This is a genomic window from Protofrankia sp. Cr1 (assembly GCF_963555865.1).
GTDB lineage: Bacteria > Actinomycetota > Actinomycetes > Frankiales > Frankiaceae > Protofrankia.
Genome location: NZ_CAUVXO010000024.1, coordinates 16,685 through 22,983 on the forward strand (window position 1 = coordinate 16,685; position 6,299 = coordinate 22,983).

The 6,299-nt window shown below is 71.1% G+C and carries 6 protein-coding genes and 1 pseudogene; 3 read left to right on the forward strand and 4 right to left on the reverse strand.

The genetic code is table 11. From position 1 onward, the window contains the following. Both U9980_RS04290 and U9980_RS04295 read left to right on the forward strand, forming a co-directional pair. A pseudogene (locus U9980_RS04290) lies at positions 1 to 964 on the forward strand (hypothetical protein); the annotation flags it as partial. A gap of 77 nt (positions 965 to 1,041) precedes the next feature. Next, a complete protein-coding gene (locus U9980_RS04295; protein WP_322766777.1) occupies positions 1,042 to 1,620 on the forward strand; it encodes an NUDIX hydrolase in 579 nt (192 codons plus the stop codon). On the opposite strand, the gene U9980_RS04300 is transcribed toward U9980_RS04295, so the two are convergent. Continuing rightward, complete coding sequence (locus tag U9980_RS04300) at positions 1,505 to 2,404, reverse strand: N-acyl homoserine lactonase family protein (RefSeq protein ID WP_322766778.1); 900 nt, start codon at positions 2,402 to 2,404, stop codon at positions 1,505 to 1,507. The genes U9980_RS04295 and U9980_RS04300 overlap by 116 nt on opposite strands. Positions 2,405 to 2,493: 89 nt before the next feature. Between U9980_RS04300 and U9980_RS04305 the strand changes: the two genes are divergently transcribed. Continuing rightward, positions 2,494 to 3,315 (forward strand): ABC transporter permease, encoded by an 822-nt coding sequence (locus U9980_RS04305; protein ID WP_322766779.1) that lies wholly within the window; start codon positions 2,494 to 2,496, stop codon positions 3,313 to 3,315. 67 nt (positions 3,316 to 3,382) lie between these two features. Here the strand turns inward: U9980_RS04305 and era are convergent, their stop codons facing one another. The 3 genes from era to U9980_RS04320 are packed head-to-tail and all read right to left on the reverse strand — an operon-like array spanning position 3,383 to position 6,281. Continuing rightward, on the reverse strand, positions 3,383 to 4,300 hold the full coding sequence (gene era, locus U9980_RS04310) for a GTPase Era (RefSeq protein WP_322766780.1): 918 nt from the start codon (positions 4,298 to 4,300) through the stop codon (positions 3,383 to 3,385). Positions 4,301 to 4,311: 11 nt separating this feature from the next. Next, on the reverse strand, positions 4,312 to 4,869 hold the full coding sequence (locus U9980_RS04315) for a cytidine deaminase (RefSeq protein ID WP_322766781.1): 558 nt from the start codon (positions 4,867 to 4,869) through the stop codon (positions 4,312 to 4,314). Next, the gene (locus tag U9980_RS04320; RefSeq protein ID WP_322766782.1) at positions 4,866 to 6,281 is read right to left on the reverse strand and encodes a hemolysin family protein; all 1,416 of its coding nucleotides are present in this window, start codon (positions 6,279 to 6,281) and stop codon (positions 4,866 to 4,868) included. The genes U9980_RS04315 and U9980_RS04320 overlap by 4 nt, the downstream gene beginning before the upstream one ends. Between the last annotated feature and the right edge of the window lie 18 nt (positions 6,282 to 6,299).

The following is a 6,299-nucleotide window of genomic DNA, read 5'->3' on the forward strand; positions in this document are numbered from 1 at the left end:
GCCCGCCGGCCGACCCCCGGGCCAGGACGAGTACACGATCGCCGTCGGCATCGGCACGGACCACGCCGTGTGGGCGAAGCGATCCGGCCAGGTCGCCCCCGCGTCGCTGGGCGGTCGGGCCACATCCGTCCCGACGGTGATCCAGACTGCCGGCAGGGTCACCTACATCGTGGGTGGCACCGACGGGAACCTCTGGATGCGGGACGAGACCGACCGCGCGTGGTCGCCGTTCGGCCCTCCCGGAACACAGTGTTACGGGCAGGCCGCGATCGTCGTCGGATCAACCCTGCACGTCGGCTGCCGCGGCAGCGACCGCGCGCTGTACGTCAGCGCCGTGCCCGTCGACGCCTCCGGCCGGCCGGCCCGGGTCACCTGGTGGGCGAACTACGGCGGGCAGACCGACGCCGCTCCAGCGGTGGCCGTCGTGGACGGCGTCGTCACCTGGTTCACAACCCGCGCCACCAGCAACGTCACCCGCACCACCAGCAACGTCGCACCCGCCGCCAACCTCTACCGGCGGACGGCCGCCTCGGCCTGGACGGTGCTCGGCGTCCGCTGCGACGGGGGGCCGGGTGCCGGCGGTAACAGTCCCTACGCCGACGGTCCCTCCGGTGGCTACGGTCCCTCCGGTGGCCAGGATGCCCGGCCTGGCCCGAACGGAACCGGAACCGGAACCGGAACCGCATACGGGCCGGCGTTCGTCGGCTGCCGGCTGGCGTCGGGAGCGCTCGCCTACGCCGCCGCGCCGTTCATCCGGTTCGTCGACGCCGGTGGGATGATCGTCGGACTGCCCGCCTTCGCTGCGGCCGGGGACGGGACCGTGGACGTGTTCGTCGCCGGCACCGACCACGCCCTCTACAACCGACACATGGGCGCATCCGCCCCGCTGGACGGGGGCTGGACGAACCTCGGCGGCAGGTATCTCCTCGCGGTGGGCGCGGCCCGGATCAACCAGGGACCATAGGAATGTCGACGTCGACGGCGCAGGTGGACTCTCACCAGACGCCGAACCCGGCGCCGGACCATGATGGACCGGTGCGAGTGGTGCGACGGGCAGCCAGAGCGATTCTGATCGATTCCCGCGGACGGCTGGTCGTTTTCCGCCGGACCCTGCCGGGCCAGCAGCCCTACTGGGCCACTGTGGGCGGCGGGGTCGATCAGCAGGACGCCTCGGTGGAGGCAGCCCTGCACCGGGAGCTCGCCGAGGAGCTGGGCGCCGCCGTCGACCGGGTCCAGCAGGTGTTCCTCACGAGCACGACAAAAACGAGCACGACAAAATACGGCGGAGGCAGCGGAGGCAGCGGAGGTGAAGGTGGCGGTGGCGGTGGGCCGGGCATCACCGTCCAGCACTTCTTCGTCTGCCGGCTCACTTCGATCGATCTTGCCGCCAGGACGGGCGACGAGTTCACCAACCCGACGAAGGGACGCTACGACGTCGAACGGATCGACCTGCACGGCGAGGCCCTGACCCGTTTCGCACTGCAGCCGGGCGCGCTCAAGGACTTCATCCTGGCGAACCGGGAGGCCCTGCTTGCGGCAGTCGCGGATCCGACCGCTGACCCGACCGCGGATCGGGGCCCGGGCCCCGATCCGCGGTCGGATCCGCCAGCTCGGCGGTGAGCGCCGGCCACGCGACCGGATCGTGGCCGGGGAGCAGACGCAGGCCACGGGCGGACGCGATCGCCTTCAGCCGCCGGATCGGCTCGATCGTCGCCTCCGGCGGAACGCCGATCGACCCACCGACGGCCCGCTCGAAATCGATGTTCTCCTGCAGGTCCGCGGCGTCGAACGCGAAGACATACCCGCCGCCGCCCACCGTGGGATCCATCTCGACGATAAAGCTCTGGTGACCTGGGGTGTGCCCGGCAGTGCGGACCGCGGTCACCCCCGGGGCGATCTCGGTGTCGCCGTCGGCCACCTGCCAGGTGATCGCCGGGTGATCGAAGTCGACCCGGATGATGCCGTCGGCCTCCAGCTGCGCCGGGTGGGTACCGAGCCCGTGGTCAAGCTCGCGGCCCTGAATGTGGACGGGTGTACCGCGCCGGGCGAAGTGGCGCAGCCCGCCGGCGTGGTCGCTGTGCAGGTGGGAGACGGCAACCACGTCGATCTGGTCGAGGGTGAGCCCGACCCGTTCCAGCGCACCCTCCAGCGGGTCGCCAGCGCCGGGCGGGAGCCACACCTCCACGCCGGTGTCGCGGTGGAAGCGGCGGCACAGGGCCGCGTCCCGCACGAATGCCGGGTTGAGCCCGGTGTCGATCAGCAACCAGCCCCCGTCGACCTCCACCAGCAACGCCGGGACGGGCTGACGTAGCCGGATGTCGTCCGCAGCGCCGTGCACCGACATCGAATACGGCACCTCGACCCAACCCAGGGTCAGCGGGACCACCCGCCGCACGCCAGCCATGGCCGTCACTATCCGCCATCTGCCTGTCTGCCGGCCTGTCTACCTCCCCGCGTGTGTGCGGGCAGGTAGACAGGCCGCACAGTGAGCCGGTGGGCAACGTCATTGCGATGGCCGTGGGCCTGGGTGCTCTGCTTGCTGTAGCCGTCGGCTGCCTCACCGTCGCCGGCGTACGGTTACGCCGGGCGGTGATCGTCGCCGCGGTTCGGGCCGGCGCCCAGCTCACCCTCGTCGGCCTGGCGTTGCGCGGGGTGCTCGCCGCACCCGCGACAACGGTCGCAGTCCTCGTCGTGATGCTCACCGTAGCGACCCTGACCGCGGCGGGCCGGCTCACCGGCTTCCCCGACGCCCGACGGTCCGTGCTTGCCGCCAGCACGGCCGGCGCGGCCGTCACGCTCGGGATCATCTTCGGCGTCCCGCTGCTCGACCGGTCCGCGCGCTATCTGGTCGCGGCCGGCGGCATCGTGATCGGCGGCACCATGACCGCCTGCACCCTGGCGGGTCGGCGATTGTTCGAGGCGATGGTGCGCCGCCGCGACGAGGTCGAGGCCTGGCTCGCGCTCGGCGCCACCCCACGCCAGGCGGTCGCGGACCTCGCCCGCACCGCCATCCAGGAAGCCCTGCTGCCCGCCGTCGACCAGACCCGCACAGTCGGGCTGGTCACGCTGCCGGGCGCCTTCGTCGGCGCCCTGCTCGGCGGCGCGAGCCCCACCGACGCGGCCCGGTTCCAGCTCGTCGTCCTCGTCGCCCTGCTCACCGCGGAGACGCTGGCGGCCGTCACCCTCGTCTGGCTGTTCGGCGCACCCACCCACATCCCGGACACCGACGTGCCCAACGCTCACGGTTCCAGGGCCGGCGGTCCCAGAACCCGCGGTCCCAGGGCCGGCGGTCCCAGGGCCAAGCGAAGGATGTGATTCTGCTGCTACTCCAGCAACACCAGAATCACATCGTTGGGGTTGGGGCCGCTCCGGGCACTGGCACTCAGAAACCGAGTTTGCGGAGCTGGCGGGGGTCGCGCTGCCAGTCTTTGGCGACCTTGACGTGCAGGTCCAGGAAGACCGGCGTCCCCAGCAGCGCCTCGATCTGGGTGCGCGCCCGCGTCCCGACGTCCTTGAGCCGCGCGCCCTTGGCACCGATGACGATCGCCTTCTGGCTCTGGCGCTCGACGTAGACGTTCACATGGACGTCGAGCAGCGGGCGGTCGGCGGGTCGGTCCTCGCGCGGGATCATCTCTTCCACGACGACGGCCAGGGAGTGCGGCAGCTCGTCGCGCACGCCCTCCAACGCGGCCTCACGCACCAGTTCGGCGACCATCACCTGCTCGGGTTCGTCGGTCAGATCGCCGTCCGGATACAGCGGCGGACCAGCCGGCAACCGTTCCACCAGCAGATCAGCTAGCACGCCTACCTGGAACGACGACACGGCGCTGACCGGTATCACCGCGGCGAAATCCGCGAGCGAGGAGACCGCGAGCAGCTGTGCCCCCAGCGCGTCCCGGTCGGACACCAGATCGGTCTTGGTGACGATCGCGATCACCGGCGTCCGCTTGGGCAGGCGGGCGAGCTCGTCGGCGATGAACCGGTCGCCGCGACCCACCGGCTCGTTCGCCGGGACGCAGAAGCCGACCACGTCCACCTCCGACAGGGTGGAGCGCACCACGTCGTTGAGCCGCTGTCCGAGCAGCGTGCGGGGACGGTGCAGCCCGGGGGTGTCGACCAGTACCAGCTGGGCGTCGTCGCGGTGCACGATGCCCCGGATGGCGTGCCGGGTCGTCTGCGGCCGCCCGGAGGTGATCGCGACCTTCGCGCCGACGAGTGCGTTGGTCAGCGTGGACTTGCCCGCGTTGGGACGTCCGACAAAGCACGCAAACCCCGACCGGAACCGCGGTTCGGTCTCCATGGCGGCAACCACTAGGTTCTCACCCGGCCGCGGACCACACCGTCCGGGCCGGCGAGGAACACCGGAACGCCGGCGCCGAACTCGCCCAGCACGAGCAGGTCCTCGGCAGCTGGTACGGAAGGTACAGAAGGCACGGCGGGAGCGGCCGGAGCGGCCGGAGGGTCCCCGGCGTCGGGAAGATCCGGGACCGGCGCGCCCTGCGACACGATCGCCGCGGCCTCGAAGCGGCGCGCTCCGCTGGACGCCGCCGCGACCACCGCCGCCGCAAGCGCCGACACCGTCAGCCGAGCGTCGGCGTTCTCCACGGTCGCTGCCGCGTATGTCCGGCCGTCGGTGTCACGGACGGCCGCGCCCTGGGCCGAGGCGGTTCCGCCGCGGGGCACGTAGGCGCGCAGCCGTGCCGACCGGGCCAGGGTCACGAGCTTGGCGTCCTCCGGTTGCAGCGCGCCGAGGGCAATCGGCGTGACGTCCGCGGCCGACCGCGGTCCACCGGCGTTCCGACCGTTCGAGCCCAGCCTGTTCGGCTCCTGCTCCGACACGCCCACCCCTGTCTCGTCCGTCTCACTCATGTACGCGTCCCGAACGCGGTACGGCGTACGACCGGGCCGAGGGCATCGCCGTCGCGGCCACCGTCACCATGTTTCGCGTCCCCGTCTCTGCTCTCGCCGCCGGCGCGGGCGATCTCGTTCGCGGACCCGCCTGCGCCGTCCTCGCCAGGGCGCGCCGACCGCCGGACCACCACCGTACCGATCTGGTTGCGCCGGCCGGCCGCGCTCTCGGCGGTGAGCGTCAGCACGCCGACGGTTGCGGTCGCTCCCGGTATCGGCACGTGTCCCAGCGCACTCGCCAGCAGCCCGCCGACCGTCTCGACATCACCGGATCCCGGCAGCTCATCCGTTGCGAACAGCTCGCGCAGATCGTCCACCGCCAGCCGGGCGGTCACCCTGGCCACGTCGTCATCGATCCACTCCACCGGCGCGGTCTCGATGTCGTACTCGTCGGTGATCTCTCCGACGATCTCTTCGAGGATGTCCTCGATGGTCACCAACCCCGCGGTGCCGCCGTACTCGTCGATGACGATCGCCATGTGGGTCCGAGACGCCTGCATCTCCCGTAGCAGGGCGTCAGCGTGCTTGCTCTCGGGCACCAGTGCGGGCGGACGCATCACATCCGAAACAGGCCGGGCGTCCCAGCCTTCGCGCTCCCGGCCTACCATGTCCTTGAGGAAGGCGATCCCGACGACGTCGTCCACCGTCTCCCCGGTGACCGGAATGCGCGAGAAACCGCTGCGCAATGCCAGCGAGATGGCCTGTCTGACGGTTTTCGCCGACCCGATGTGGACCATGTCAGGACGGGGGACCATGACCTCGCGTACCAGGGTGTCCCCAAACTCGAACACGGATGCGATCATGTCACGCTCACCACGTTCTATGACGTCGCGCTCCTGCGCGAGATCAACCAGGTCACGCAGTTCCGCTTCGGTGGCGAACGGACCGTCCCGGTAGCCTCGCCCGGGAGTGACCGCGTTGCCAAACGCGATCAGCAGTCGGGGCAGTGGACCGAACAGCGCGCCGAGCCAGGTGGTGAGCCCCGCGGTCGCGAGCGCCACCACCGCTGCGTGCTGCCGGCCCAACGTTCGGAACATCACGCCGACCAGGACGTACGCGAACAGAGTGCCGGCCAGTGCCCCGAGCGCGACCGAGGCGAATCCGGCACCGTAGGTGTGCACGGCGATGACAGTCACGCAGGCTGTCGCGATCATCTCACCGACAATCCGCAGCAACAGCAGCAGCGCCAGGTAGCGACCGGGGTCTGCGACGATCGTGGCCAGCCGGGTGGCCCTTGGCCGGCCGGCTCGCAGGAACTCCTCGACCGACACTCGGGACACGCGGGTCAGCGCCGCGTCGACACACCCGATACCCGCCGCGAACAGCGCGGCAACCACCGCGATCAGCAGAAGTGGAACATCACCATAGCCCATGGGCTCGTCCCGTCAGCT

Coding starts and splice junctions, on each gene's coding strand:
- U9980_RS04300 (WP_322766778.1), bottom strand. CDS start 2,404: ATGGCTGGCGTGCGGCGGGTGGTCCCGCTGACCCTGGGTTGGGTCGAG.
- era (WP_322766780.1), bottom strand. CDS start 4,300: ATGGAGACCGAACCGCGGTTCCGGTCGGGGTTTGCGTGCTTTGTCGGA.
- U9980_RS04315 (WP_322766781.1), bottom strand. CDS start 4,869: ATGAGTGAGACGGACGAGACAGGGGTGGGCGTGTCGGAGCAGGAGCCG.
- U9980_RS04320 (WP_322766782.1), bottom strand. CDS start 6,281: ATGGGCTATGGTGATGTTCCACTTCTGCTGATCGCGGTGGTTGCCGCG.